Here is a 23,346-nt window from a genome sequence, read left to right on the forward strand (position 1 = left end):
GAGGAGGGAGCCACCGATGATTCTGCTCCGTCGCCTGCTGGGTGACGTGCTGCGTCGGCAGCGCCAGCGCCAGGGCCGTACTCTGCGCGAAGTCTCCTCGACCGCCCGAGTCTCGCTCGGCTATCTCTCCGAGGTGGAGCGGGGGCAGAAGGAGGCGTCCTCCGAACTGCTCTCCGCGATCTGCGACGCGCTGGACGTACGGATGTCCGAGCTCATGCGGGAAGTGAGCGACGAGCTCGCGCTCGCCGAGCTGGCACAGTCGGCGGCGGCCACCGAGCCGGTGCCCGCACCGGTGCGTCGCCCGATGCTCAACTCCGTGTCCGTCACCGGTGTCCCACCGGAACGGGTCACGATCAAGGCGCCCGCCGAGGCAGTGGACGTGGTGGCCGCCTGATCCTCACGCGCGGGAGCGGGTGAGGCGGCAAGCTGTACGAGAGCCCCGGCCGGGGCTTCTCCGGGGAGACCTGGAGGGGCACGGTCGGGGCTCTCGCGCGCTCCCGGCGCCGGCGTGACTCCCGTTTGCCGGGTTCGGGTGGGGCCGTCATGGTGGAGGGGCGGGGGCTCGGGGTCGTACGAACGCTCTCGGAGGATGCCGATGTACGTCGTGAAGAGCCCGCTGCCCGACACGGACCTGAAGACCGTCTCCGAGGCCCTGCAGGGCGCCCTGGTCGACCTGCTGGACCTCTCCCTCGTGGCGAAGCAGATCCACTGGAACATCATCGGGCCGCGCTTCCGTTCCATCCACCTCCAGCTCGACGAGGTCGTCGACACCGCACGGAGGCACTCCGACACCGTGGCCGAACGGGCCTCCGCGCTCGGCGTCCCGCCGGACGGGCGCGCCGCGACGGTGGCCCAGAGCAGTGGCATCGGCTCCGTGCCCCAGGGCTGGGTCAAGGACACGGACGCGGTGGGAACCCTCGTGTCCGCCCTCGGCGCGGTCATCACACGGATGCGCGAACGGGTGCAGACGACCGCCGACGCCGACCCGGTGAGCCAGGACATCTTCATCAACGTCACCGCGGAGCTGGAGAAGCACCACTGGATGTTCCAGGCGGAGAACGCGTGAGCGCACAGCGACCCGGGGCGGCCCGACTGGGGTGTGCGCGGGGTGCGCCGCGTGCGCCAGATGCCCGGGGCATGCGCTGGGTCCGGTGCGCCTGTGTGCCGCTGGTGCGCCCTCCCTGGCGGTGACGGCCCGGTCTAGGGTCTGGTTCCTCGGGTTGGAGGTGACGGCCATGGCGGGGCGCACGGCGCGCTGGGGGGTTGCGCTGGCGCTGGGTGCGCTGTGGTGGTGGGGGGTGCTCCGACTCGTGCTGGCACCCGACGCAGGGGTGCTGGAAGGTGCGGTCGCCATCGGGGGATGGGGACTGAGTCTGTTGCCGGTGCACTGTGTGCCGAAGGCCAGGGCCGTGGGGGCGGCCGGGTCGGATCAGCGGGCTCGGACCCTGCGGCGGTGGCAGGCCGTGAGGGGGCGCGGGAGGGGCGCGCAACCAGGGTGAGGGGGTGGGTGCAGGGGGAGTGCGCGGGGCCGGTACGACGGCGTCCGGGAGTGTTCAGGGAACTCCTGGGGGCGGCTCGTGACCGGCCCGGCCGCGCCTGCCCCCGGGCCCTGTCGGTGCGGCGGCCCCTGTCGCTGTGGCTGTCACCAGGGCATCGCCACGCCGCCGTTCGGGCGGAGGATCTGCCCCGTGACGAAGGACGAGGCGTCGCAGGCCAGGTACAGCGCCGCGTGCGCGACGTCCTGCGGTTCGCCGGTCGGGCCCAGCGGTGACAGCCGCGCCATGAACGCCTCCGTGCGTTCCTGCGCCTCCCCGTGCCGGTCGGTCATCGGCGTACGGGTCCAGCCCGGCGCCACCGCGTTGACCCCTATGCCGTGCGGCCCGACCTCGGTCGCCAGGGTCTTCGTCAGCTGCACCACGGCCGCCTTCGCCGCGCCGTAGCAGAACAGCGCCGGGCCGCCGGTGTCGACGGCGCTCGACGCCATCGTGACGATGCTGGCGCGGGTCCCGTCGGCGATCATCCGGCGCGCCGCCTCCTGGCAGGCGTGCAGGACCCCCTTGAAGTTGACGGCCAGTACCCGGTCCAGATCCTCGTCCCGCGTCTGGAGGACCGGGCTGCTGTGCATGATCCCGGCGACGGCCGCCAACGCGTCGAGGCGCTCACAGGACGCGACCGCCTGCCTGAGCCGGGCCCGGTCGGTCACGTCGAGGTGGTGGGTGTGCGCCGTGCCGCCCCGGTCCTCGATCAGGGCCGCCGTCTCGCGGAGTCCCGGCGCGTCGCGGTCGGCGCAGTGGACGGTCGCGCCTGCCTCGGCGAGCAGCACGGCCGAGGCCCGGCCGATGCCGCTCGCGGCGCCGGTGACGAAGACGGTGCGTTCACTGAGGTCGTACGCCGTGACGGGCATGACACCGACGCTACGAGCGAATCTGATGGACCGTCAATTGCCTGGGCGCAGGCGGCTGTGGAGGCGGCCCGCCGCGCCCGGGGCCGGAGCCGGGCCCCACTGGCAGGCCGGGCACCAGTAGGTGGGCCGCTCCCGGGAGCCGTCGCCCTGCTCCGCCACCTGGACCGGGGTGCCGCAGCGCAGGCAGGGGCGGGGCGCACGACCGTAGACGAAGAGGTTCTGGTCGCGCCGTCCGGTGGTGTTGCGGGCCGGGCGGTCGCGGTTCGCCTCCAGCAGCTTCTTGGCGAGGGTGGGCAGGCGGGCCGCGTGCTCGGCCGGGAACTCGCCGACGGGCAGCCAGGGGGTCACCCGCAGCAGGAAGCACAGCTCGCTCTTGTAGACATTGCCGATGCCGGCGAGGTTGCGCTGGTCGAGCAGGGCCTCGCCGAGGGGGCGGCCGGGGTCGCGCAGCAGGTTCTCCAGCGCCGTGCCGGGGTCCCAGTCGGGGCCGAGGAGGTCCGGGCCGAGGTGCCCCACGGCGCGGCGCTCGTCGGCGGTGCGCAGCAGTTCCAGGACGGGCAGGCGGTAGCCGACCGCCGTGCGGTCGACGGTGCCGAGGATCGCCCGGATCTGGTGGGAGGGACCGCCGCTCCAGCGCTGCCCCGCCGCGAACACCTTCCACGCCCCGTCCATCATCAGGTGCGAGTGCAGCGTGAGCCCGCCCTCGATACGGGTCAGCAGGTGCTTGCCGCGCGGGGTGACGTCCAGGACTGTACGGCCGGTGAGATCGGCCGTCGCGTACCTGGGCACCCGCAGGTCGGAACGCGTCAGCACCTTCCCCGCGAGTGCGCCGTGCAGACGCTTCGCGGCCTGGTGGACGGTGTCACCTTCGGGCATGGGTCAAGAGTGGCACGTCGCGGCTCAGGCACGGATCCGCAGTCCCCGCGGGGTCGCTATGAAGCCCGCTCCTTCCAGGAGGACCCCGAAGGGGGACGACAGGGCCGAGGCTCCGTTGATCCGTTCCACCGTCACGGTGCCGAGGGAACCCGCCCTGGCGGCCGTCCCCAGGGCCTCGGCGGCCATGCGCAGACGCTCGTCCTCGGTCGGCCCGGCCTCCGGGGCCAAGGGCCAGGCCAGCACGGTCTTGCCGCCCCGCTCCACGTAGAGCGTCAGCTCGCCGTCGACCAGGACCACCAGCGAACCCGCCTTCCGCCCCGGCTTGTGCCCCGCACCCGTGGGCGGCTCCGGCCAGGGGAGCGCCGCGCCGTACGCGTTCGCGGGGTCGGCGGCGGCCAGGACCACGGCCCGGGCCGGTGCGGAGGTGCGCGTGCGGTTCGGCGGGAGGCCCCCTCGTCCGTGCTGCCCGTAGGGGGAGCGGGTGGCGGGAACCCCGGCGGAGAAGCCGGACCCCGAGCGGGGGCCCCCGAAGCCCGGGGCGGACATCGGATCCTGGGTGGCCGGGCCCATGTCGAAGGCGTCGGCGAAGTCGATGTCGAACGGGTCTTCGGGGCCGTCGCTGCCCAGGCTGCCCGGGCCTGTGCCGGATAGGCTGCCCGGGCCTGCGTCGGAGGCGAACGGGTCTGCGGAAGCTCCGGCCGAACCGTTCCCCGCGCCGGGTCCCGCTCCGGCGCCCGGCAGCGGTTCGCCCCGCTCGCGGGCGTTCGCCACCGCGCGCAGCCGGTCCACCGCGCCGTCCATCGCGAACTGTGCCGCGCCCAGCCCCTCGACGACATAACCGCGCCGTGCCTGACCGCTCTCCTCGAAGGCGGACAGGACCCGGTACACGGCCGAGAAGCCGCCCTCCACCCCCTCCGCGGCCACCGCCCCCCGGGTCACCACGCCGTGCCGGTCGAGCAGCGTCCGGGCCAGGGCGTGGGCGCGGACCGTGGGGTCGGCCTCGTGTGCGGGCAGCAGGGACCAACGGCCCGCGACGGTCGGTGGACCCGTACGGGACTGGGGCCGGGCGGCGGCCGTCAGTGAGCCGTAGCGCCCGCGCGGGACGGCGCGCTTGGCGCGGTGGGCGGTGGCTCCCGCGGTGCGGCCCGAGCCGAGCAGGGACCGCATCGGCGCCAGCGTGTCGTTCGTGAGCCGCCCGGACCACGCCAGGTCCCAGATCGCGTCGGCCAGCTGGGGCTCGGTGACGTCCGGGTGGGTGGTGGCGCGGACCTGGTCGGCGATCTGCCGGAAGAACAGTCCGTAGCCGCCCGAGAGGGCGTCCAGGATCGACTGGTGCAGGGCGGTCAGCTCCAGGGGGTGCGGGGCGGGCAACAGCAGGGGGGCGGCGTCCGCCAGGTAGAGGGAGATCCAGCCGTCCTTGCCGGGCAGCGCGCCCGCGCCCGCCCACACCACCTCGCCGGCGGCCGTGAGTTCGTCCAGCATCGCGGATGTGTAGTTCGCGACGCGGGACGGCAGGACGAGCTTCTCGAGGGCGGACGCGGGCACGGACGCGCCCTGCAACTGCTCGATGGCGCGTACCAGTCCGTCCACGCCCCGCAGTCCGTGCCCACTGCCGACGTGCTGCCACTGCGGCAGGAACTGCGCCAGGGCCGGCGCCGGCACCGGCTCCAGCTCGTGCCGCAGCGCCGCCAGCGAACGGCGCCGCAACCTGCGCAGTACCGCCGCGTCGCACCACTCCTGGCCGATGCCCGCCGGATGGAACTCGCCCTGGACGATCCGCCCGGACGCCGCCAGCCGTTGCAGCGCGCCCTCGGTGACCGCGACCCCGAGCCCGAACCGCGTGGCCGCCGTCGCCGATGTGAAGGGACCGTGGGTGCGCGCGTAGCGGGCGAGGAGGTCGCCGAGCGGGTCCTTGACCGGTTCGGTGAACGCCTCCGGGACGCCGACGGGCAGCGCCGTGCCGAGCGCGTCGCGGAGCCGGCCCGCGTCCTCCACCGCCGCCCAGTGGTCGGCGCCCGCGATCCGGACCTTGATCGCGCGGCGGGCCGCCGCCAGCTCACGGGCCCACTGCGGGTCGGCACCCCGCGCCACCAAGTCGGCGTCAGTGAGCGGCCCCAGCACCCGCAGCACGTCCGCGACCCCTTCGACGTCCTTGACGCGCCGGTCCTCGGTGAGCCACTGCAGCTCCCGCTCCAGCTCGGTCAGGACCTCCGCGTCGAGCAGCTCCCGCAGCTCTGCCTGGCCCAGCAGCTCCGCCAGGAGCCGGGAGTCCAGCGACAGTGCCGCGGCGCGCCGCTCGGCGAGGGGAGAGTCCCCCTCGTAGAGGAACTGGGCGACGTACCCGAACAGCAGCGAGCGGGCGAACGGCGACGGCTCGGGGGTGGTCACCTCGACGAGCCTCACCTTGCGGGACTCGAGGTCGCCCATCAGCTCGATCAGGCCCGGGACGTCGAAGACGTCCTGCAGGCACTCGCGTACCGCCTCCAGGACGATCGGGAACGAGCCGAACTCGCTCGCCACCTGCAGCAGTTGGGCCGCGCGCTGGCGCTGCTGCCACAAGGGGGTGCGCCGGCCCGGGTTGCGGCGCGGCAGCAGCAGCGCGCGGGCCGCGCACTCGCGGAACCGGGACGCGAACAGCGCCGAGCCGCCGACCTGGTCGGTGACGATCTGGTCGACCTCGCCCTTGTCGAAGGCGACGTCGGCCGCGCCGACGGGCGCCTGCTCGGCGTCGTCCGCCGTGTGGAAGGGGGTGCCGGCCCTCATCGGTTCCTGGTCCAGCAGATCCAGGCCCATCAGGTCGGCGTCCGGCAGGCGCAGCACGATGCCGTCGTCGGCGTGCATGACCTGGGCGTCCATGCCGTAGCGCTCGGACAGGCGGGCGCCCAGCGCGAGCGCCCACGGGGCGTGCACCTGGGCGCCGAAGGGCGAATGCACCACGACCCGCCAGTCGCCCAGTTCGTCACGGAACCGCTCGACGACGATCGTGCGGTCGTCGGGGACGTGGCCGCAGGCCTCGCGCTGTTCGTCCAGGTACGACAGCACGTTGTCCGCGGCCCAGGCGTCCAGGCCCGCCGCCAGCAGCCTCAGCCGCGCGTCCTCCTTGGGCGTCGAGCCCACCTCGCGCAGGAACGCGCCCACCGCGCGCCCCAGTTCCAGCGGGCGGCCCAGCTGGTCGCCCTTCCAGAACGGCAGCCTGCCGGGGACGCCGGGCGCGGGGGACACCAGGACGCGGTCGCGGGTGATGTCCTCGATGCGCCAGGAGCTGGTGCCGAGGGTGAACACGTCCCCGATCCGGGACTCGTAGACCATCTCCTCGTCCAGCTCGCCGACCCGGCCGCCGCCCTTCTTGGGATCGGCACCGGCGAGGAACACCCCGAACAGCCCGCGGTCCGGGATGGTGCCCCCGGAGGTGACGGCGAGTCGCTGGGCGCCCGGGCGACCGGTGATCGTGCCCGCGACGCGATCCCACACCACGCGCGGCCGCAGCTCCGCGAAGGCGTCGGAGGGGTAGCGGCCCGCGAGCATGTCCAGTACCGCCGTGAACGCCGACTCCGGCAGCGAGGCGAACGGCGCAGCCCGGCGCACCACCGCGAGGAGGTCGTCGAACTGCCAGGTGTCGAGCGCCGTCATCGCGACGATCTGCTGCGCGAGCACGTCCAGCGGGTTCGCAGGAACCTTCAGCGACTCGATCGCGCCCGTGCGCATCCGCTCGGTGACCACGGCGGCCTGTACGAGGTCGCCGCGGTACTTGGGGAAGACCACGCCGGTGGAGACCGCGCCGACCTGGTGTCCCGCCCGGCCCACCCGCTGCAGCCCGGACGCCACGGACGGCGGCGACTCGACCTGGACGACGAGGTCCACCGCGCCCATGTCGATGCCCAGCTCGAGGCTCGAGGTGGCGACCACCGCCGGCAGCCGGCCCGCCTTCAGATCCTCCTCGACGAGCGCGCGCTGCTCCTTGGAGACCGACCCGTGGTGGGCGCGGGCGAGGACCGGGGGTGCCCCTTGTGCCGCGCCGGAGCCCCCCATCAGCTGGGCGGGCGCGTGGTGCTCCTGAAGCGTCTCGCCCGTCGCCCTCTCGTAGGCGATCTCGTTCAGCCTGTTGCACAGCCGCTCCGCGAGGCGGCGGGAGTTGGCGAACACGATCGTGGAGCGGTGCGCCTGGACCAGGTCGGCGATGCGCTCCTCGACATGCGGCCAGATGGACGGACGCTCCGCGCCCTCGGTGCCGTCGGAGACCGGGGAGCCGCCCAGCTCGCCGAGGTCCTCGACAGGCACGACGACCGAGAGGTCGAACTCCTTTCCCGACTCGGGCTGGACGATCTCCACCCTGCGGCGCGGGGAGAGGAAGCGGGCCACCTCGTCCACCGGGCGCACGGTGGCGGACAGGCCGATGCGGCGCGCGGGCTTCGGCAGCAGCTCGTCGAGCCGCTCCAGGGAGAGCGCCAGGTGCGCGCCCCGTTTGGTGCCCGCGACGGCGTGCACCTCGTCCAGGATGACCGTCTCCACGCCCGTCAGCGCGTCGCGCGTGGACGACGTCAGCATCAGGAACAGCGACTCCGGAGTGGTGATCAGGATGTCCGGCGGACGCGTGGCCAGGGCGCGGCGCTCGGCGGCCGGGGTGTCGCCGGAGCGGATGCCCACCTTCACCTCCGGCTCGGTCAGGCCGAGCCGGACCGACTCCTGGCGGATGCCGGTGAGCGGACTGCGCAGGTTCCGCTCCACGTCGACCGCGAGGGCCTTCAGCGGGGACACGTACAGCACCCGGCAGCGCTTCCTGTGGTCGGCGGGTGGCGGGGCGGACGCCAACCGGTCCAGTGCGGCGAGGAAGGCGGCCAGCGTCTTGCCGGAGCCGGTCGGGGCCACCACGAGCACGTCGGAGCCCGCGGCGATGGCACGCCACGCCCCGGCCTGGGCCGCGGTGGGCGCGGAGAACGCCCCCGTGAACCAGGCGCGGGTCGCGGGTGAGAAGCCGTCGAGGGCTCGGTGTGCGGAGCTGACCATGCGTCCATCCTGCACCCGCCCACTGACAATGCCCCGTGACCTGCGGAGACGTACGGCAAGGCGACCCGACCGAGGCAGGGCGGCGATCGTGGGCGGGGCCGACCGGGCCCGGCGCGGAAGGGGCCGTGCGCGGGCCCGGGGGTGATGACGGCAGGATGCCGGCGGCGACGGGCGCGGCGGTCGGCGGTCGGCGGTCGGCCGGTCCGTGTGCCCCGGGGCGGCGCGCGCGTGAGGGTCGCCCTCCGTCAGCCGATGGGCCGTCCGTACGCCCTGAGGGTGAGCAGCGCATCGATGGTCACCATGGGGCGGGCCTCCAGGGCGGTGCCCGGAGCCCACTGGCGCCAGCGGACCGGCCAGCCGCCGTCCTCCTGCTGCTCGGCGGCGAGGCAGTCCAGGGCACGCGCCATCTCCTCGTCGGTGAACCACGCGCGTGCGAGGGAGTCCGGGGTACGCGCGAAGTCGTACGGGAAGTGGTGCTCGCCCGGTGCGTACCCGGAGGCGACCGGATACGCCTCCGGACGGTCCGGATCCAGGACCGCGAGTCGCTGTTCACGCACCAGGCGGCCCAGGTGGTCGGCCGCGGCCTTGGCGCGCGGGCGGTCGGGCGCCGAGTCCAGGAACGCCACGGCCGCCTCGACCTCGTACGGATGCGACTTGTCCAGGGACTCGACCGCCTGCCAGCAGAAGTCGGTGGCCCGGAACATCCACGCGTGCCACACCTCGTTGCGGTGCAGCAGGCCCACCACCGGGCCCGTGGCGAGCAGATCGCTCGGCGGGTCGTCGGTGATGGGCACGAAGGGCGCGGCCGGATAGCCGCGCTGCACGGGATGCACCGCCGGAAGGGCGCCGTCCGGTGTCGACACGGCGGTCAGATAGCGGCACACGCGCTCCACCCGCTGGCCGCCGCAACGGCCGATCGAGTCCAGCACTCGCAGGGCGTGGGCGGTGTGCAGGGGCTGGCTGACCGGGCCGCGCAGATCGGGTTCGAGGGCGTGACCGTACCCCTCGTCCTCGTTGCGGTAGGCGGCCAGCGCGGTCTCCACGGGATCGGCGCCGCCGCCCAGGAAGTGGTACGCGAAACGGCGCTGCTCCAGCACGCGCGCGGTGAGCCACACGAAGTGCTCGGCGCGGGAGAGCGGGGTGCGCGCCGAGGGCGCGGGAAGGAGTGGGGATGCTCCGGTTTCGGCCATGGACAGACCGTAGGACGGAAAGCGTTCTCGGCAAGCCGTCCCGGCCCGGCCCCACTCTCAGGGGCGGGATACTGGTGTCATGCGGTTGACGGTCTTCTGGCAGCGGATGGCGGATCACTTCGGTGAGGCCTACGCCGACACCTTCGCGCGCGACCACGTGATGTCGGAACTCGGCGGGCGCACCGTGCGCCAGGCGCTGGAAGCAGGCTGGGAGGCCAGGGACGTGTGGCGCGCCGTGTGCACGGCCATGGACGTTCCGCGGGAGAAGCGCTGAAGAAGCGCGGAGATCCACAGGGGTCCCCGGATGCCGCCGGTGTGGGCGAGACTTGCTCCGTGGCCCCGACAGACGAGACCGCGCAGGTCCCCCAGCAGGCATCACCGCTCGGCACGACACCGCCCCAGCCGCCCCCGTCGGACGGCGGCGCCGCACAGGGCGCCCGTATGCCGCGCTGGCTGCCGCGCGCCATGGTGCTCGCGCTTGCGCTCATCGCCGTCTTCCAACTGGGCAGCTGGGCGTTCCACCAGCTCATCGGCCTGTTGATCAACATCCTGATCGCGTTCTTCCTGGCGCTCGCCATCGAGCCCGCGGTCAGCTGGATGGCCGCCCATCGCATGCGCCGGGGGCTGGCCACCTTCCTCGTGTTCCTCGGCCTGGCGATCGCCGTCGCCGGGTTCGTCACGCTGCTCGGCTCGATGCTCGCCGGCCAGATCATCAAGATGGTCGAGGGCTTCCCGGGTTACCTCGACTCGGTGATCAACTGGATCAACACCACGTTCCACACCCATGTCAGACGCGTGGACGTGCAGGACAGCCTGGTCCACTCCGACTGGCTCAGAAAGTACGTCCAGAACAGCGCCACCGGTGTCCTGGACGTCTCCGCCCAGGTCCTGGGCGGCCTCTTCCAGCTGCTGACGATCGGCCTGTTCTCGTTCTACTTCGCCGCCGACGGGCCCAGGCTGCGGCGCGCGCTGTGCTCGGTGCTGCCGCCCGCCCGGCAGGCCGAGGTGCTGCGCGCCTGGGAGATCGCCGTCGACAAGACGGGCGGCTACCTCTACTCGCGCGGCCTGATGGCGCTGATCTCCGGCATCGCGCACTACGTCCTGCTGCAGGCCCTGAGCATTCCGTACGCGCCCGTGCTCGCCGTCTGGGTCGGCCTGGTCTCCCAGTTCATCCCCACCATCGGCACCTATCTCGCGGGTGCCCTGCCGATGCTGATCGCCTTCACCGTGGACCCCTGGTACGCGCTGTGGGTGCTGATCTTCGTCGTGGTGTACCAGCAGTTCGAGAACTACATGCTGCAGCCCAAGCTGACCGCGCGTTCAGTGGACATCCACCCCGCGGTCGCCTTCGGGTCCGTCATAGCGGGCACCGCCCTCCTCGGCGCGGTGGGCGCACTGATCGCCATCCCCGCGGTCGCCACGCTGCAGGCGTTCCTGGGGGCGTACGTGAAGCGTTACGACGTCACCGACGACCCCCGCGTCCACGGGCACCGCACGCGCGGCCCGGGCAGCCTCACGGCGCGCGTGCGGCGGCTGTTCGAGCGCTGAGGGCACCCGCTCACCAGGAGACAGCCGCCCAGATCCCCGCTCCGAGCACCGCGGCCGCGTAGCCGCCGACCGCCACGTACATGACCCGCCGCCTGGTGGCCTCGCGCCAGGACGTGCGGGACAGCAGCCAGGCCAGCGCGGGCAGCACCAGCACGGCGTGCAGGCTGACCCCGTGCAGCGGCTTGAGCGGCGCCGTGCAGTGGTACGCCGCCTGCTGGTGCCCGGTGCGGGACAGCACGGTCCCGCGCGCGATCATCACGGCGCCCGAGAGCAGCGCCACGATCAGGATCGCGAACCCGGAGCGCAGCGCGAGCGCCATGCCGAGGGGGCCGTCCGGCCGGTGCCGGAACGCGGCGGCGGCGAACGTCGACAGCACGACGACGAGGACGGCGCCGCCCAGCGCGAGCGTCATCGCCACCGCCGTGTCGAAGGGCGTCTCGGTGTTGAGGTGCGAGGGCACGCGCCGCCACGCCTGGAGGGTGATCCCGGCGACCTCCACGACGCAGTCGGCGGCGAACACGGCGAGCAGCACCGTGCGGAGCCGCGCCCCGACGCGGAGGTACGACGTCACCCAGGTGACCGCGATCAGCGTGAGCCCGAAGGAAAGCCCGAACGTGAAGGGCTTGCGCCAGGAGACGGGCCCGTCCCAGGGGCCGCCGTCGACGAGGAACACCACCAGGTGCAGCAGACCGGAAACGACCAGGAAGACACCGGTCGCATGGCAAAGGCGCTCCACCGGGCGCATGCCGGATCGCCGTTCCGGCAGGAGTGACGGCAACGCCCCGGTGGTGGGCGTCCCCGGCAGCCTCTCGATTTCCATGGGGCAAGGCTCCCGGGGGCGGCCTCGGCCCGTCGTCCTCCGGCCGAAGACACCCGCCGTACCCCGCGGGGAGTAGCCCGGCACCGGGCCGCTGTGCGTGCGGGACCGTGGACCGTGCGCTCGCAGGTGCCTATCGGTGCGCTTGACACAAAAATCGAACATCCATTCCTATGGAGACTCCGGCGGGGCTCACGGCGGGGATTTCGACACGGTTTTGACGGAGAAGTGCCCGAGTTATCCACAGCCGGACGAGCGTCGGGGCGCATTGTCAGTGGCAGGCGTTAGCGTCTTTGACGTGAAGCGATCGACTCAAGCAAACCGGGTGGAACCCATGGCAGGTACCGACCGCGAGAAGGCCCTCGACGCCGCCCTCGCACAGATTGAACGACAATTCGGCAAGGGCGCGGTCATGCGCATGGGCGAGCGGTCCAAGGAGCCCATCGAGGTCATCCCGACCGGGTCGACCGCGCTCGACGTGGCCCTCGGCGTCGGCGGCCTGCCCCGCGGCCGCGTCGTCGAGATCTACGGTCCGGAGTCGTCCGGTAAGACGACCCTGACCCTGCACGCGGTGGCGAACGCGCAGAAGGCCGGTGGCCAGGTCGCCTTCGTGGACGCGGAGCACGCCCTCGACCCCGAGTACGCACGCAAGCTCGGCGTCGACATCGACAACCTGATCCTCTCCCAGCCGGACAACGGCGAGCAGGCCCTGGAGATCGTGGACATGCTGGTCCGCTCCGGCGCCCTCGACCTCATCGTCATCGACTCCGTCGCGGCGCTCGTCCCGCGCGCGGAGATCGAGGGCGAGATGGGCGACAGCCACGTCGGTCTGCAGGCCCGCCTGATGAGCCAGGCCCTGCGGAAGATCACCAGCGCGCTCAACCAGTCCAAGACCACCGCCATCTTCATCAACCAGCTCCGCGAGAAGATCGGCGTGATGTTCGGCTCCCCGGAGACCACGACCGGTGGCCGGGCGCTGAAGTTCTACGCCTCGGTGCGTATCGACATCCGTCGCATCGAGACCCTGAAGGACGGCACGGAGGCGGTCGGCAACCGCACCCGCTGCAAGGTCGTCAAGAACAAGGTCGCCCCGCCCTTCAAGCAGGCCGAGTTCGACATCCTCTACGGCCAGGGCATCAGCCGCGAGGGCGGCCTGATCGACATGGGCGTGGAGCACGGCTTCGTCCGCAAGGCCGGCGCCTGGTACACGTACGAGGGCGACCAGCTCGGCCAGGGCAAGGAGAACGCGCGCAACTTCCTCAAGGACAACCCCGACCTGGCCAACGAGATCGAGAAGAAGATCAAGGAGAAGCTGGGCGTCGGGGTCCGGCCGGAGGAGCCCACCGCCGAGCCGGGCACGGACGCGGCGAGCGCCGCCGCTCCCACGGCCGACGACACCGCCAAGGCGGCGCCCGCACCGGCGGCCAAGGCGGTCAAGGCCAAGGCCCCGGCGGCCAAGAGCTAGCCCATGACACGACGAACCGACTGGGCCGAGTACGCCCACCCCATGGCCCCGCAGCGGCGGGGAAGCGGGCGCGACACGGGGTTCGTCGGGGGCGACGACGGGGCGTACGACGACGTGCGCGGCGACGCGGACGCGGACGCGCACGGCGAGGACGCTCCACGCGGCGAGGGCCGCGTGCGCGGCGGACGCGGGCGAAGGCGGCGGCGCGGTGGCGGGGAGCCGGCCGACGCCCCACAGGACGGAGGCTCTTCCTTCTCGTCGAGGGCCGGGACGGGGGAGCATCCGGGGGACCCGGTCGAGCAGGCGCGGGCGATCTGCCTGCGTCTGCTCACCGGAACTCCACGTACGCGCAAACAGCTCGCGGACGCCCTGCGCAAGCGGGAGATTCCCGAGGACGTCGCGGAGGAGGTGCTGTCGCGGTTCGAGGAGGTCGGCCTGATCGACGACAGCGCCTTCGCGGACGCCTGGGTGGAATCCCGGCACCACGGCCGGGGCCTGGCCCGCCGGGCGCTCGCCCAGGAGTTGCGGACGAAGGGCGTGGACTCCGCGCTGATCGACGCGGCGGTGGGACAGCTGGACACCGAACAGGAAGAGGCGACCGCGCACGAGCTCGTCGCCCGCAAACTGCGCGCCACGCGGGGCCTCGACCGCGACAAACGCCTGCGCCGCCTCGCGGGCATGCTCGCCCGCAAGGGCTATCCCGAGGGGATGGCCCTGCGCGTGGTCCGCCAGGCCCTGGCGGAGGAGGGGGAGGACACGGAGGGGCTGGGGGACGAGGGGGTCTGACGCCGGGGGAGGGGGAGGGGCCCTCCCCTCGATCACGAAGCCCAAGCCCCCAACAAGCCCAGAGCCCCAACGTCCAACCCCAGCAAAGCCGTCCCCTACGACGTCACCGGCAGCCCCGCCGCTCTCCAGGCCTGGAAGCCGCCCACCAGGTCGGTGGCGCGGTGCAGGCCCAGTTGGCGGAGGGAGGCGGCGGCCAGGCTGGAGGCGTAGCCCTCGTTGCAGACGACCACGACACGCAGGTCGTGGCCGGTGGCCTCGGGGAGGCGGTGGCTGCCCTGCGGGTCCAGGCGCCACTCCAGTTCGTTCCGTTCGACGACCAGCGCGCCGGGGATGAGTCCGTCACGGTCCCGTAGGGCCGCGTAGCGGATGTCCACGAGCAGGGCCTCGTCGGCCCGTGCAGCCTCGTGGGCCTCCGTGGGCTCCACCCGGTCCAGGTCTTCGCGGACCCGTTCCAGCAGCTCGTCGATGCCCACGGGGTGTTCGGGTGCGGAACTCATTGCCAGTCCTCCGGGCGTTCGACCTGCTCCAGACGCAGCACCTGCCCCGTGCGACTGTAGCGGCGGATCTGCGGCAGGGGCGGGTAGTAGGCGTGCACCGAGACCGCGTGTCGCTCGGTGGACTCGTTGAGCACCTCGTGCACATGGTGCCGGCCGAAGGAGCGGCCCTGACCGGCCGGCAGTCGCCGCTCCCGGTCGACTCCGTGGTTGAGTTCCAGCGTCTTCCAGCCGTCGGACGGCAGCCGGACCGCGAGGGAGTTCTCCTTGAGTTCGCCCGTTGCGGTGACGAAGGCGCCGACCGACTCGGCGTGGTCGTGCCAGCCGGTGCCCGTGCCAGGCGGCCAGCCGATCAGCCAGGCCTCGCTGCCGCCGGGACCCTCGAGCCGTACCCAGGTACGGCCCTCGGGATCCAGCGGGAGTGAGGCGATCAGCTCGGCGTCGGCGGCCGCACGGCGAGCGAAGTCGAGGAGTTCGGCCTGGGTGGGGGCCTCGGTCCGGGGGGAGTCCGCGGACAGGGGCACAGAAGGGAAGACAGACAAGGGGTACCGTCCTGAGGGTTCGCCGGGGCGCGCGGCGGCAGGGGCACTGCGCGCGGTGAAGGAAGCGAGTTCAACAGGACGGGCGACACACGCAGCCCGCATAGCGGACGAGGTCCATATGGACCCTCCGCCACAGGCGCGCATACGTGTCGGTCATGGTCCGGAGTACACCATGGCGGTGTCGACGGGTCAACTCACGGTCACCATGTGGACCTCATGGTGACCGTGCGTTCAGGCAACGGGCTTTGTGGAGGCAACGGGCTTCCCTCACACGGCTGCACGGCGCCTCAGCGCGCGCTCGCCGCCGCCTGTGTCTTCGCCGGACCGCCCAGTGCCGCCTCGGCCGCCGCGTACAGGTCCGCGGGGCGCACCCCGGCGAGCGCCGTCACCAGATGGCCGTCCGGCCGGATCAGCAGGACGGTGTGGGCGGCGGCGCCCGGGTAGCTCTCGGCCACCAGCAGCTCCGCGGGATGCGGCAGGGCCGTCACCGCCGCAGCGAGCCGGGGCATGATCCCGGCCGACACCCAGTGCTTGCGCTCCCATACGCCGGTGCCCGGCGCGACCAGCACCACGAGCAGCGATCCGCGGCCGAGCCGGTCCCGCAGCCGTACGGACGCCCCGTCCTCCGCGGTCACCCGTACGTCCACCACCTGCGCTCCGGGCTCTGTGCCCACGAACGCCGTCGACTCGCCGTCCGCTGTCGCCAGCGGCGAGGCGGCGTACGTCCCCGGCATGCCCAGCGCGCCCCTGCCCAGGTGGCCGTCCGTGAGCAGCGCGTCATGGCCGCGGGCGGATCCGGGTACGTAGGACCGCAGGCCCCCGCTGCCGCGCAGCAGCGGCAGCGTCTGGTCGGCGGCGCGCAGCCGGGCCGCGACGACGGCGCGGCGCTCCGCCTGGTAGCTGTCGAGCAGCGCTTCGTGCGGCCCGTGGTGCCAGACCAGCGCCAGCTTCCAGGCGAGGTTGTCGACGTCCCGCAGGCTCTCGTCGAGGCCCTGCGTCCCGAGCGCGCCGAGCAGGTGCGCGGCGTCCCCGGCGAGGAAGACCCGGCCGACGCGCCAGCGGCGGGCGAGCCGGTGGTGGACGGTGTGGACGCCGGTGTCCAGCAGGTCGTAGGCGGGGGTGGTCCCCCCGTTCCATCCGGCGAGGGTCTCCCGGACGCGGGTCACCAGCAGTTCGGGCGTGACCAGGTCGTTGCCCGGCGGCAGCAGCCAGTCCAGCCGCCACACCCCGTCGGGCAGGGGACGCGCCGTGACCTCGCCGCCCGAGGGACCCGACGTCCGCCACGGCGGCATGCGGTGCAGCAGTGCTTCGCCGGGCCAGGGCAGTTCGGCGCGCAGGGCGGCGACGGCGTGCCGTTCCACCGCCGTACGGCCGGGGAAGCGGATGTCGAGGAGCTTGCGCACCGTCGAGCGGGGCCCGTCGCAGCCGACCAGGTGGCTGCCGCGCCACCAGGTGTTCCGGGGGCCACGCGTGTGCGCGGTGACGCCTGAGGGTTCCTGTTCGAGGGCGTCGAGGCGGCTTTCGACGGCGACCTTGACCAGCGGCTGTCCGGCGATGGCGGTGCGCAGGGCTCCGGTCAGCACGTGCTGCGCGATGTGCAGCGGTGCCGGCCCTCCGGGTTCCTCCACCGTGCCCTTGCGGCCCTCGGGGGCCCGCTCGGCACCGGGCCCGTACCCGCCGCCGGACTCCTCCTGCCGTGTGCCCTCCGCGTAGAAGACGACCTTCCGGGTGACCTGCTTGCGCCGCATCGACCGCCACCCCGTGAAGCGCAGCCCCGGCCCGGTGAGCGGCACTCCGGCCAGGCGCTCCATCAGGGCGGCCGTGTCCTCGCGCAGCACCACCGTGCGCGCGGCCCGCTGTTCGTCCTTGCCCGTTCCCTCGTCGAGGACCACGGACGGCACCTCCTGCCGCGCCAGAGCCAGCGCGAGCGAGAGCCCGACGGGCCCCGCTCCCACGATGATCACCGGGTCCACGGTGCGGCGCCCCCCGCCCTGCGTGGTGTGTGGGGGAACGTTCGGGAACAGGCAGGTGGAGTGGGGTGCACGATCACACACCGTATGCAACCCATTGCCGCAGCGCCCGTCAAGCGACGAGGGCAGTGGCGTGACGCCACTGCCCTCTGCGCCCCAGGGGATTGAGGAGCCGTCAGGCGGCCGCGCCCGTCGACTCGGCGGCCCCGACCGCCGCCGGGGGCAGCACCGCGCCGGTCGACTTCTTGCCGCGCCGCAGCCGCTTCTCCAGCCAACTCGCGAACGTCGTCAGCGAGAAGTTGATGGCGATGTAGATGACGGCCACGATCGTGAAGCTGGCGATGGTGTTGGCGCCGTAGTAGGAGCTCATCGGCGAGACCGAGGCCAGCAGTTCCGGGAAGGTGAGGACCGCTCCGCCCAGCGCGGTGTCCTTCACGATCACCACCAGCTGGCTGACGATGGCCGGCAGCATCGCGGTCACCGCCTGCGGCAGCAGGATGAACCGCATCACCTGGTTCTTGCGCAGACCGATCGCCAGTGCCGCCTCTCCCTGGCCCTTCGGCAGGGCCAGGATGCCCGCCCGGACGATCTCCGAGAGGACGGAGGCGTTGTAGAGGACGAGGCCGGTGATCACCGCGTACAGCGGGCGGTCGTCCGTGCTGACATCCGTGTACTGGGCGAACAGGGCGAGGCCGAAGATCATCAGGACGAGCACCGGGATGGCGCGGAAGAACTCGACGACGATCGCGGCCGGGATCCGGATCCAGGCGTGGTCGGAGAGCCGGGCGATGCCCAGGACGGCGCCCAATGGCAGTGAGATGAGCATCGCGAGGGCGGCCGCCTTCAGCGTGTTCTGCATGCCCGGCCAGAGGTACGTCGTCCATGCCTCCGTACCGCCGAAGAACGGCTTCCACTTCTCCCAGTCGAGCTGGCCCTTGTCGTCGAGGCTGGTGAACACCCACCACCCGAGCGCGGCCAGGACGACCAGGAACACCACCGTGTAGACGACGTTGCGCCGCCTGCCCCGGGGGCCCTGGGCGTCGTAAAGGACGGAACTCATCGCTTCACCGCCACCTTCTTGCCCACCCAGCCGAGGATCAGGCCGGTCGGCAGCGTCAGACACACGAACCCGAAGGCGATCACCGCGGAGATCAGCAGGAGCTGGGCCTCGTTCTCGATCATCTCCTTCATCAGCAGGGCCGCCTCGGTGACGCCGATCGCGGCCGCAACCGTGGTGTTCTTGGTCAGCGCGATCAGGACGTTCGTCAGCGGGCCGACGACGGAGCGGAACGCCTGCGGCAGCACCACCAGCCTGAGCACCTGACCGAAGCTCAGCCCCAGCGCACGGGCCGCCTCCGCCTGCCCGACGGGCACGGTGTTGATGCCGGCCCTCAGCGCCTCGCACACGAACGCCGAGGTGTAGAGGGCCAGACCGAGCACGGCGAGCCGGAAGTTGATCACCTTGAAGTCGGTCGCGCCGAGGCCGACACCCAGGGTCTGGTTGAGCCCCAACGAGGTGAACAGAATGATCACCGTCAGCGGGATGTTCCGCACGATGTTCACGTACGCGGCCCCGAAGCCGCGCATCACCGGCACCGGCCCGACCCGCATGGCGGCCAGCAAGGTGCCCCAGATCAGGGAGCCGATCGCGGACAGGACGGCGAGCTGCACCGTCGTCCAGAACGCTCCCAGCAGGTCGTAGCGATCAAGAAAGTCGAACATGAGGTCCCGCGCTTCCGCGTGTCGGACAGGCCCGGGTGCGCCGCTCCCCCGTGGGCGGCGCACCCGCGGAGCCCTGCTTACTGGACGATGTTGCCGATCTTCGGCGCGGGCTCGTACTTGTAGTTCGCGGGGCCGAAGTTCTTCTCCACGGCCGTCTTCCACGAGCCGTCCGAGACCATCTTCTCCAGGGCGCTGTTGATCTTCGCCTTGAGATCGCTGCCCTTCTTGACCCCGATGCCGTAGTTCTCGTTGGTCATCTTGAAGCCGCCGAGCTTGAACTTGCCCTTGAACGCGGCCTGCGAGGCGTAGCCGGCGAGGATCGAGTCGTCGGTGGTCAGCGCGTCGACGGCACCGTTCTGCAGACCCGTCAGGCAGGCCGAGTACGTCGGGTACTGCAGCAGGTTGGCCTTCGGGGCGAGCTTGTCGTGGACGTTCTGCGCCGAGGTCGAGCCCGTCACCGAGCACAGCTTCTTGGAGTTCAGGTCCGAGGGCGACTTGATGGAGTTGTCGTCGGCGCGGATCAGCACGTCCTGGTGGGCGAGCAGGTACGGGCCGGCGAAGTCGACCTTCGCCTGGCGCTTCGGAGTGATCGAGTACGAGGCGACGATGAAGTCGACGTCACCGCGCTGCAGCATGGTCTCGCGGTCGGCGCTCTTCGACTCCTTCCACTCGATCTGGTCGGCGTTGTAGCCGAGTTGCTTGGCGACGTACGTGGCGACGTCCACGTCGAAGCCGGAGTAGCCCTGCGGCGTCTTCTGGCCGATGCCCGGCTGGTCGTACTTGATGCCGATCTTGATCGTCTTGCCGCCGCCGGAGGACGAGCCTCCGTCGCTCTTCTTGTCCGATCCGCAGGCGGTGGCGGCGGTGGCGAGGGCGAGGACGACGGCCGTGGCCGCGGTGACCTTGCGGAGCTTCATGGTGAACATCCTTTGCGTGGTGAAGAGATGCGGACCGGGGACCGGCGCCCGGGAGGCGGGCCGTGGGCCGTCGGCGGCGGTGACGCGGGCCGTGCGGGGTGTCGATGGTGACGCGGGCCGTCGGTGGCGGTGACGCGGGCTGTGCGGGGTGTCGGCGGTGGGACGCTCGGGGTGAGCGGCCGGATGCCCCCCGGCGCGGGGCGTCAGTGGTGCAGGATCTTCGACAGGAAGTCCTTCGCCCGGTCGCTGCGCGGGTTGCTGAAGAACTGGTCCGGCCGAGCCTCTTCCACGATGCGCCCGTCGGCCATGAAGATCACCCGATTGGCGGCCGAACGGGCGAAGCCCATCTCATGGGTGACCACGACCATGGTCATGCCGTCCCGGGCGAGCTGCTGCATGACCTCCAGGACCTCGTTGATCATCTCGGGGTCCAGGGCCGAGGTCGGCTCGTCGAAGAGGATGACCTTGGGGTCCATCGCCAGCGCGCGGGCGATCGCGACACGCTGCTGCTGGCCGCCGGAGAGCTGGGCGGGGTACTTGTCCGCCTGGGTGCCGACGCCCACCCGGTCGAGCAGCGCGCGCGCCTTCTCCTCGGCCTTCTGCTTGTCCGTTCGGCGGACCTTGATCTGGCCCAGCATCACGTTCTCGAGCACCGTCTTGTGCGCGAAGAGGTTGAAGGACTGGAAGACCATCCCGACGTCGGCGCGCAGTCGGGCCAGCTCCTTGCCCTCCTGGGGCAGCGGCCTGCCGTCGATCAGGATCTCGCCCGCGTCGATGGTCTCCAGACGGTTGATGGTGCGGCACAGGGTGGACTTGCCGGACCCGGAGGGGCCGATGACCACGACGACTTCACCACGCGCGATGGTCAGGTCGATGTCCTGGAGCACGTGCAACGCGCCGAAGTGCTTGTTGACGCTCCTCAGGACGACCAGTTCGTCGGTCGCGGCCACCGAGTCCTTGGCCACCGATACTTCGGTCATGTGCTCACTGGCTCCGTCCTCGCTCGGTTTCGGAGGACAGTAGTGAGGCCGCACGACCAGCGTCATTACATCTGAGGGAGATCTGAGCATCACAATCCGGTAGCGGCCGGACACGAGTCGTAGCGAATCCGGCCGACCGCGTACCGGCTGGGTAACGGAAGCCGCCCGCGGCCCGAAGTCTCTTGACGGCGTCCTCGTTCATCGGCCTGACTTCCTTGGTGCACGCGCGCGTGCCCACGTGTTCGGGTGGGTGACGTCTTTTGCGGTGCGGGGCGACGCCCCTGCGCACGCCGAGAGCGCACAGAGACCGTAGGGCCGAACAGACCGTGGGACCGAGAAACCGGAGGGGGCCGGCATGAGACTGCTTCTCGTCGAGGACGACAACCACGTCGCGGCCGCCCTGTCCGCGGTCCTGGCCCGGCACGGCTTCGAGGTCACGCACGCCCGCAGCGGCGAGGAGGCACTGCAGGCGCTGGTCCCCGAGGGCGCCGGCTTCGGCGTCGTCCTGCTCGACCTGGGCCTGCCCGACCAGGACGGCTACGAGGTCTGCGCCAAGATCCGCAAGCGCACCGGCACCCCGGTGATCATGGTCACCGCGCGCTCGGACGTGCGGTCCCGGATCCACGGCCTGAACCTCGGCGCCGACGACTACGTGGTCAAGCCGTACGACACCGGGGAACTGCTCGCGCGCATCCACGCGGTCAGCCGACGCACCCCGCACCTGGACGACACCGGCGCCACCGAGACCGCGCTGCGCCTCGGGCCCGTGCACATCGAGTTCCCCACTCGCCGCGTCAGCGTGGACGGCTCGGTCGTCCAGCTGACCCGCAAGGAGTTCGACCTGCTGGCCCTGCTGGCCCAGCGCCCCGGTGTGGTGTTCCGACGTGAGCAGATCATCAGCGAGGTGTGGCAGACCAGTTGGGAGGGGACCGGGCGCACCCTGGAGGTGCACGTCGCCTCCCTGCGCTCCAAGCTGCGCATGCCCGCGCTGATCGAGACCGTGCGCGGCGTCGGGTACCGGCTCGTCGCCCCGGCCGCGTAGCGGGTACGGGTGCGCACACGTCTCCTTCCGCTGCTCATCGTCCTGATGGCGGCCGTGCTGCTCGCGCTCGGTGTGCCGCTCGCGGTGAGCCTCGCGGCAGCACAGCAGCAGCGGGTCGTCGTCGACCGCATCGACGACACGGCGCGCTTCGCCGCACTCGCACAGTTCGTCACCGACCGGCCCACCGGCTCCCGGGCCGACGCCACGGACGAGCGCGGCGAGACCCTGGCCGGCGAACTGCGCATGTACTACAGCGTGTACGGCATCCGGGCCGGCGTCTTCTACCGCGACGACACGCCCATGGCCAACGCGCCGGGGGACTGGTTCCTGCCCGAGAAGGGCGAGGGACGCGACGCCTTCAACGAGGCCCTGCTCGGGCGGCGCAGCCACGATCCCGAGCAGGTCTGGCCCTGGCAGCGCACCCGGCTCGTGGTCGCCTCGCCGGTCATCCGCGACGGTGACGTCGTCGCGGTCGTCGTCACCGACTCACCCACCGGGCAGATGCGGTCGAAGATCCTGCACGGCTGGCTGTTCATCGGCGCCGGGGAGGTCGCCGCGATGCTGCTCGCCGTCGGCGCGGCGCTGCGGCTGACCGGATGGGTGCTCAGACCGGTGCGGGTCCTGGACGCGACGACCCACGACATAGCGACCGGCCGCCTGAAGTCCCGGGTCGCGGCGGCGGGCGGGCCGCCGGAACTGAGGCGTCTCGCCCGGTCGTTCAACGAGATGGCGGACAACGTCGAGCAGGTCCTCGAGCAGCAGCGCGCCTTCGTCGCCGACGCCTCCCACCAGTTGCGCAATCCGCTGGCCGCGCTGCTGCTGCGCATCGAACTGCTCGCGCTGGAACTGCCGGAGGACAACGAGGAGATCGCCTCGGTGCGCACCGAGGGCAAGCGCCTCGCGCAGGTCCTGGACGATCTGCTCGACCTGGCGCTCGCCGAGCACGCCGAGGCGGACCTCAGGCTCACCGACATCGGCGCGCTGACCGCCGAGCGGGTCGCGGCCTGGGGGCCGGCCGCCGAGGCCAAGGGCGTACGGCTGACCGGCAGCTGCCCGGCCACCACGGCCTGGGCGGACCCCGTGACCCTGTCCAGCGCGCTGGACGCGGTCATCGACAACGCGGTGAAGTTCACACCCGCGGGCCGGAGCGTGGAAGTGGAGGTCGCGGCCGCCGGTGACACCGCCACCGTGGTGGTCACCGACGGCGGCCCCGGCCTCAGCGACGAGGAACTCTCCCGTGTCGGCGACCGCTTCTGGCGCGGCGCCGCCCACCAGAACATCAAGGGCTCCGGCCTCGGCCTGTCGATCACCCAGACGCTGCTGGCGGCGGGCGGGGGCTCGATCTCTTACGCGCATCACGAGCCGCGCGGCCTCAGGGTGACGGTGTCGCTTCCGCGGACGGCGACCGGGGCGGGACGCGCCGGGGTTTGAGGGCCTTCGCAGCCGGGGCAGGGCGCCACCGGCCTGTCCTGCGTTCGGGCACGGGGCGGTTGAGGCCGATCGGGGCTCCGGGGGGGGGGGGGGGCTCCGACGAAGACAAGCCGACCCCAGGTCGTACCCTCCCGCTCCCGTCCCCCCGCACCACGGCT

At 72.2% G+C, this 23,346-nt stretch carries 21 protein-coding genes; 8 read left to right on the plus strand and 13 right to left on the minus strand.

The annotated features are described in order from the left end of the window. Window positions 1-16: 16 nt before the first annotated feature. Together ACZ7L1_RS35970 and ACZ7L1_RS35975 are read left to right on the plus strand one after the other, a co-directional pair. Complete coding sequence (locus tag ACZ7L1_RS35970; protein ID WP_103845022.1) at window positions 17-394, plus strand: helix-turn-helix domain-containing protein; 378 nt, start codon at window positions 17-19, stop codon at window positions 392-394. Between the two features lie 201 nt (window positions 395-595). Continuing rightward, window positions 596-1,066, plus strand: coding sequence for a Dps family protein (locus tag ACZ7L1_RS35975; protein ID WP_471443471.1), 471 nt, complete (start codon window positions 596-598; stop codon window positions 1,064-1,066). Between the two features lie 576 nt (window positions 1,067-1,642). Here ACZ7L1_RS35975 and ACZ7L1_RS35980 read toward each other — a convergent pair. From ACZ7L1_RS35980 to ACZ7L1_RS35995, 4 genes are all read right to left on the minus strand, one after another. Next, on the minus strand, window positions 1,643-2,404 hold the full coding sequence (locus tag ACZ7L1_RS35980; RefSeq protein ID WP_471443473.1) for an SDR family NAD(P)-dependent oxidoreductase: 762 nt from the start codon (window positions 2,402-2,404) through the stop codon (window positions 1,643-1,645). 33 nt (window positions 2,405-2,437) lie between these two features. Beyond that, entirely contained in the window at window positions 2,438-3,280 is an 843-nt protein-coding gene (locus tag ACZ7L1_RS35985) for an Fpg/Nei family DNA glycosylase (RefSeq protein WP_471443475.1), read from the minus strand. A gap of 24 nt (window positions 3,281-3,304) precedes the next feature. Beyond that, window positions 3,305-8,284 carry a DEAD/DEAH box helicase gene (locus ACZ7L1_RS35990; protein WP_471443477.1) on the minus strand — a complete coding sequence of 1,660 codons (4,980 nt, stop codon included), beginning with the start codon at window positions 8,282-8,284 and terminating at the stop codon, window positions 3,305-3,307. Window positions 8,285-8,529: 245 nt separating this feature from the next. Then, window positions 8,530-9,474: a hypothetical protein gene (locus ACZ7L1_RS35995; protein ID WP_471443479.1), complete on the minus strand. Its 945-nt coding sequence runs from the start codon at window positions 9,472-9,474 to the stop codon at window positions 8,530-8,532. Between the two features lie 79 nt (window positions 9,475-9,553). On the opposite strand from ACZ7L1_RS35995, the gene ACZ7L1_RS36000 reads away from it, so the two are divergent. Then, entirely contained in the window at window positions 9,554-9,748 is a 195-nt protein-coding gene (locus ACZ7L1_RS36000) for a DUF3046 domain-containing protein (RefSeq protein WP_471443481.1), read from the plus strand. Between the two features lie 59 nt (window positions 9,749-9,807). Further along, window positions 9,808-11,022, plus strand: a complete 1,215-nt coding sequence (locus tag ACZ7L1_RS36005) for an AI-2E family transporter (RefSeq protein ID WP_471443483.1) — start codon at window positions 9,808-9,810, stop codon at window positions 11,020-11,022. Between the two features lie 10 nt (window positions 11,023-11,032). Here ACZ7L1_RS36005 and ACZ7L1_RS36010 read toward each other — a convergent pair whose 3' ends face one another. Continuing rightward, window positions 11,033-11,767, minus strand: a complete 735-nt coding sequence (locus tag ACZ7L1_RS36010) for a hypothetical protein (RefSeq protein ID WP_471443507.1) — start codon at window positions 11,765-11,767, stop codon at window positions 11,033-11,035. Between the two features lie 406 nt (window positions 11,768-12,173). Here ACZ7L1_RS36010 and recA point away from each other — a divergent pair, with 406 nt between their 5' ends. Beyond that, window positions 12,174-13,304, plus strand: a complete 1,131-nt coding sequence (gene recA, locus ACZ7L1_RS36015) for a recombinase RecA (protein ID WP_471443485.1) — start codon at window positions 12,174-12,176, stop codon at window positions 13,302-13,304. Between the two features lie 3 nt (window positions 13,305-13,307). Then, window positions 13,308-14,090: a recombination regulator RecX gene (gene recX / locus ACZ7L1_RS36020; RefSeq protein ID WP_471443487.1), complete on the plus strand. Its 783-nt coding sequence runs from the start codon at window positions 13,308-13,310 to the stop codon at window positions 14,088-14,090. A gap of 95 nt (window positions 14,091-14,185) precedes the next feature. On the opposite strand, the gene ACZ7L1_RS36025 is transcribed toward recX, so the two are convergent. The 8 genes from ACZ7L1_RS36025 to ACZ7L1_RS36060 form a co-directional block, all read right to left on the minus strand. Next, complete coding sequence (locus tag ACZ7L1_RS36025) at window positions 14,186-14,587, minus strand: rhodanese-like domain-containing protein (RefSeq protein ID WP_471443488.1); 402 nt, start codon at window positions 14,585-14,587, stop codon at window positions 14,186-14,188. After that, window positions 14,584-15,126: a cupin domain-containing protein gene (locus ACZ7L1_RS36030; RefSeq protein ID WP_471443491.1), complete on the minus strand. Its 543-nt coding sequence runs from the start codon at window positions 15,124-15,126 to the stop codon at window positions 14,584-14,586. The genes ACZ7L1_RS36025 and ACZ7L1_RS36030 overlap by 4 nt, the downstream gene beginning before the upstream one ends. A gap of 70 nt (window positions 15,127-15,196) precedes the next feature. Next, window positions 15,197-15,283 carry a putative leader peptide gene (locus ACZ7L1_RS36035; RefSeq protein WP_315986099.1) on the minus strand — a complete coding sequence of 29 codons (87 nt, stop codon included), beginning with the start codon at window positions 15,281-15,283 and terminating at the stop codon, window positions 15,197-15,199. A gap of 130 nt (window positions 15,284-15,413) precedes the next feature. Then, window positions 15,414-17,099 (minus strand): FAD-dependent monooxygenase, encoded by a 1,686-nt coding sequence (locus ACZ7L1_RS36040; protein ID WP_471443493.1) that lies wholly within the window; start codon window positions 17,097-17,099, stop codon window positions 15,414-15,416. A 172-nt stretch (window positions 17,100-17,271) separates the two neighbouring features. Beyond that, window positions 17,272-18,156, minus strand: coding sequence for an amino acid ABC transporter permease (locus ACZ7L1_RS36045; protein WP_471443495.1), 885 nt, complete (start codon window positions 18,154-18,156; stop codon window positions 17,272-17,274). Further along, entirely contained in the window at window positions 18,153-18,818 is a 666-nt protein-coding gene (locus tag ACZ7L1_RS36050; RefSeq protein WP_471443497.1) for an amino acid ABC transporter permease, read from the minus strand. Before ACZ7L1_RS36050 ends, ACZ7L1_RS36045 begins: the two co-directional genes overlap by 4 nt. A 77-nt stretch (window positions 18,819-18,895) precedes the next feature. Beyond that, entirely contained in the window at window positions 18,896-19,735 is an 840-nt protein-coding gene (locus tag ACZ7L1_RS36055) for a glutamate ABC transporter substrate-binding protein (protein WP_471443499.1), read from the minus strand. A gap of 203 nt (window positions 19,736-19,938) precedes the next feature. Continuing rightward, entirely contained in the window at window positions 19,939-20,715 is a 777-nt protein-coding gene (locus ACZ7L1_RS36060) for an amino acid ABC transporter ATP-binding protein (RefSeq protein ID WP_471443501.1), read from the minus strand. Window positions 20,716-21,070: 355 nt separating this feature from the next. Between ACZ7L1_RS36060 and ACZ7L1_RS36065 the strand changes: the two genes are divergently transcribed. Both ACZ7L1_RS36065 and ACZ7L1_RS36070 read left to right on the plus strand, forming a co-directional pair. Next, window positions 21,071-21,757 carry a response regulator transcription factor gene (locus ACZ7L1_RS36065; protein ID WP_103843240.1) on the plus strand — a complete coding sequence of 229 codons (687 nt, stop codon included), beginning with the start codon at window positions 21,071-21,073 and terminating at the stop codon, window positions 21,755-21,757. A 9-nt stretch (window positions 21,758-21,766) separates the two neighbouring features. Further along, the gene (locus ACZ7L1_RS36070; RefSeq protein WP_471443503.1) at window positions 21,767-23,188 is read left to right on the plus strand and encodes a sensor histidine kinase; all 1,422 of its coding nucleotides are present in this window, start codon (window positions 21,767-21,769) and stop codon (window positions 23,186-23,188) included. Window positions 23,189-23,346 lie beyond the last annotated feature (158 nt).

Source organism: Streptomyces sp. NPDC107546 (assembly GCF_055639175.1).

What these genes read in the sequence shown, in the direction of transcription:
- ACZ7L1_RS35970 (WP_103845022.1), top strand. Translation starts at nt 17, where the DNA reads ATGATTCTGCTCCGTCGCCTGCTGGGTGACGTGCTGCGTCGGCAGCGC.
- ACZ7L1_RS35975 (WP_471443471.1), top strand. Translation starts at nt 596, where the DNA reads ATGTACGTCGTGAAGAGCCCGCTGCCCGACACGGACCTGAAGACCGTC.
- ACZ7L1_RS35980 (WP_471443473.1), bottom strand. Translation starts at nt 2,404, where the DNA reads ATGCCCGTCACGGCGTACGACCTCAGTGAACGCACCGTCTTCGTCACC.
- ACZ7L1_RS35985 (WP_471443475.1), bottom strand. Translation starts at nt 3,280, where the DNA reads ATGCCCGAAGGTGACACCGTCCACCAGGCCGCGAAGCGTCTGCACGGC.
- ACZ7L1_RS35990 (WP_471443477.1), bottom strand. Translation starts at nt 8,284, where the DNA reads ATGGTCAGCTCCGCACACCGAGCCCTCGACGGCTTCTCACCCGCGACC.
- ACZ7L1_RS35995 (WP_471443479.1), bottom strand. Translation starts at nt 9,474, where the DNA reads ATGGCCGAAACCGGAGCATCCCCACTCCTTCCCGCGCCCTCGGCGCGC.
- ACZ7L1_RS36000 (WP_471443481.1), top strand. Translation starts at nt 9,554, where the DNA reads ATGCGGTTGACGGTCTTCTGGCAGCGGATGGCGGATCACTTCGGTGAG.
- ACZ7L1_RS36010 (WP_471443507.1), bottom strand. Translation starts at nt 11,767, where the DNA reads ATGCGCCCGGTGGAGCGCCTTTGCCATGCGACCGGTGTCTTCCTGGTC.
- recA (WP_471443485.1), top strand. Translation starts at nt 12,174, where the DNA reads ATGGCAGGTACCGACCGCGAGAAGGCCCTCGACGCCGCCCTCGCACAG.
- recX (WP_471443487.1), top strand. Translation starts at nt 13,308, where the DNA reads ATGACACGACGAACCGACTGGGCCGAGTACGCCCACCCCATGGCCCCG.
- ACZ7L1_RS36025 (WP_471443488.1), bottom strand. Translation starts at nt 14,587, where the DNA reads ATGAGTTCCGCACCCGAACACCCCGTGGGCATCGACGAGCTGCTGGAA.
- ACZ7L1_RS36035 (WP_315986099.1), bottom strand. Translation starts at nt 15,283, where the DNA reads ATGACCGACACGTATGCGCGCCTGTGGCGGAGGGTCCATATGGACCTC.
- ACZ7L1_RS36045 (WP_471443495.1), bottom strand. Translation starts at nt 18,156, where the DNA reads ATGAGTTCCGTCCTTTACGACGCCCAGGGCCCCCGGGGCAGGCGGCGC.
- ACZ7L1_RS36050 (WP_471443497.1), bottom strand. Translation starts at nt 18,818, where the DNA reads ATGTTCGACTTTCTTGATCGCTACGACCTGCTGGGAGCGTTCTGGACG.
- ACZ7L1_RS36055 (WP_471443499.1), bottom strand. Translation starts at nt 19,735, where the DNA reads ATGAAGCTCCGCAAGGTCACCGCGGCCACGGCCGTCGTCCTCGCCCTC.
- ACZ7L1_RS36060 (WP_471443501.1), bottom strand. Translation starts at nt 20,715, where the DNA reads ATGACCGAAGTATCGGTGGCCAAGGACTCGGTGGCCGCGACCGACGAA.
- ACZ7L1_RS36065 (WP_103843240.1), top strand. Translation starts at nt 21,071, where the DNA reads ATGAGACTGCTTCTCGTCGAGGACGACAACCACGTCGCGGCCGCCCTG.